Source organism: Streptomyces sp. MB09-02B (assembly GCF_033794485.1).
GTDB lineage: Bacteria > Actinomycetota > Actinomycetes > Streptomycetales > Streptomycetaceae > Streptomyces.
The window spans coordinates 1-630 of record NZ_JARGEE010000994.1 but is presented as its reverse complement, the minus strand read 5'-3'; the positions used below and the strand labels follow the sequence as shown (position 1 = coordinate 630).

The 630-nt window shown below is 79.0% G+C and carries 1 pseudogene; it reads left to right on the top strand.

Features of this window, described 5'->3' with window-relative positions:
* Positions 1-630 (top strand): annotated as a pseudogene (locus P1P70_RS45525) (histidine kinase); the annotation flags it as partial.

Sequence of the window (630 nt, the reverse complement as noted above, 5' to 3'; positions counted from 1 at the left end):
GCTCAGCCCACCCCCGCTCAGCCTGCCCCCGGTCAGGTCGCCTCCCCCGGCGCGGCCCAGCCGCAACAGCCGCCCCAGTCCTGGCCCGACCCCCGCCATGCAACTTTCGGCGCCGGCCTCGCCGTAACCGCTCCGCAGGCGCCGCTGCCCGCGCAGTCGACCCCGTCCTCGGGCACCCCGCTGCCGCCGGAGGTCGCCGTCCAGCAGCAGCCGCGCGCCGCACAGCCGTTGCCGGCCGAAGCCGAAGCCGCACCCCCGGCCCAAGCCCAGGCGCAGGCGCAGGCCGCGCAGGCGCAGGCCGCGCCGGCGCCCGCCGCATCCGGCGCCGCTCCCGCCCCCGTCGACCCGAACTCCACCCAGGGACGGTCGATCAGCGTGCGGACGCTCGGCCAGGGTGTCCCCTTCTCCCGCCAGGGCAGTCCCCAGGCCCAGGCCCAAGCCCAGGCACCGGCCCAAGCCCAGCCACAGACAGCGCAGTCCGGCGCACAGGTCGCCGCTCACGCGCAGCCCCAGGCCGGGTCCACGCCCGCCCCGAACCAGCCCGGTGGTTCCGGCAGGCGCCGCAAGCTGGGGACACCGCCCCAGCCGACCGGCGATCGCCCCGAGACGGCCGCGCGCCCCCACCCGCAG